Source organism: Staphylococcus sp. HMSC072H03 (genome assembly GCF_001809305.1).
Taxonomy (GTDB): Bacteria; Bacillota; Bacilli; order Staphylococcales; family Staphylococcaceae; genus Staphylococcus; species Staphylococcus hominis.
On sequence record NZ_KV796917.1, the window covers coordinates 1 to 1,844 of the forward strand.

The window sequence follows — 1,844 nt, forward strand, 5'->3', positions numbered from 1 at the left end:
ATCGAATTACGAAAAAACGAACAGTCAAAGATGACAATGGCAAAAAACAGTCACTTGTCTTTTACCATTTAAAGCTAGATCCAGAATATGCGTCTATTTTTGGTCTAACTAAAGATGCTGAACCTGTTAAAACTAAAATTAATACGGATAACAAAGAGAATTTTAAGTTATGGAAAAAGCAAAATGATGAGTTAGCTGATCTTTAAATGACCACTTCTCAATACCTTTTTAATAACTTAAAGATGCAATTGTACAGGAGTAGATAAAATGGATGAATTGATTGAATTACTAGCTGATTTAATCGTTGAAGAGTTACAGAACGATAATTAATCATTGCGGTCCAACGTGTTAAAAGCACGTTGGACCTTTCATTCTAATTTACTCACAAATATATATTATCTTTTTGGAGGTGTATAACATGGAAGAAGCGATTGCTTATGTACGTCAAAGTACACTCAAACAACAAAGCTTAGCTACTCAAAAATCGCTCATTATGGATACCGCTAAGCAATATGGATGGTCTAATGTGACGTTTTATGATGATAAGAAAACAGGTCGACATACAAAACGTTCGGGCTATCAAAAAATGGTAGAAGCGATTCGTTCTGGAAAATGTAAAGTATTGTGTTGCTATCGCCTAAATCGGCTCCATCGTAATTTGAAAAATGCCATACAATTCTTTGAAATTTGTAAAACACATCATATCACGATTATCAGTGTTAACGATGGCTATTTTAACTTAGCTAAAGAGTTTGATTGTTTTCGCTTGAACATACTTATGAGTCTAGCGGAAATGGAATCAAACAATATCAGCGAACAAACAAAAAATGGGATTAGAGAAAAAGCCAAACAAGGTAAGCTAATCACAACTCATGCTCCGTTTGGCTATCGTTATAGACAAAGTCATTTTATTGTACATGAAGAAGAAGCGTATACAGTTAAAGCGGTCTATCGCTGGTACTTACAGGGTATAGGCTACAAAAAGATTTCCCAACATTTAGATAACCATCCTAAGCTTATTCCTCGTAAGCCCTATCAAGTTCGAAATATTCTCTTGAACCCTAACTATTGTGGTCGTGTCATTAATAAATATGGAACGTTTAATGATATCGTTCCATCTATTATTGATGTTGATACGTTTGAAGAAGCACAAGAGCGTCGTATTCACAAACAACACAATCGATCCAATTCTAGAAATAAGTTAAAGCGACGAATCAAATGTCCTTACTGTCAATCAACATTAACAAACTTAACGATAAAAAAAGAGAAACACTCTCTACGTTACTACGTTTGTCCTAAAAATATGAATGAAGCCTATCATACGTGTCCATTTAAAGGTATCAATGCGCAAATGATTGAAACAGAGGTCCTCAACACTTGTAAAGCATATTGTGACAATCAGTCATTTCATGACAAATTAAATGAGACAATACTAAAAGCTCTAAAACACCAACAAATGAAACACAGACAATCACATCTAACACAAGAACAACTCATCGAAAAACTGGCACAAAATCAAATTGATATCGAGACGTTTAAACATTTATCTGCTGGCTCTGAAAGTGAAGAACGTTACTCTAATTATTCACATAAACAAATTACCAAAACAATCCGTCATGTAGTCAAAGATAAATTGACATTAGAAACCATAGCACCTTTTATCGATTGCATCAACATAACTCAAACTAAACAATTACAAGGAATCTACTTTAAAAATAGTCCACTCAATATCGTTGAACAATCACACTTAATAATATCTGAAAGGAATGAAGTCGTATGAAACAACTCAAAAAGAAACGTATTGGATTATATGCACGTGTATCAACTGAAATGCAAACGGATGG

The 1,844-nt window shown here is 33.6% G+C and carries 1 protein-coding gene and 1 pseudogene; both read left to right on the forward strand.

Annotation, left to right across the window (positions count from 1 at the left end):
* A pseudogene (locus HMPREF2578_RS10530) lies at positions 1-206 on the forward strand (hypothetical protein); the annotation flags it as partial.
* A gap of 212 nt (positions 207-418) precedes the next feature.
* The gene (gene ccrA, locus HMPREF2578_RS10535) at positions 419-1,780 is read left to right on the forward strand and encodes a cassette chromosome recombinase CcrA (protein WP_070508478.1); all 1,362 of its coding nucleotides are present in this window, start codon (positions 419-421) and stop codon (positions 1,778-1,780) included.
* Positions 1,781-1,844: the final 64 nt, after the last annotated feature.

Bases quoted from the DNA above. Each gene is read 5' to 3' on its own strand.
- ccrA (WP_070508478.1), top strand. From the start codon at position 419: ATGGAAGAAGCGATTGCTTATGTACGTCAAAGTACACTCAAACAACAA.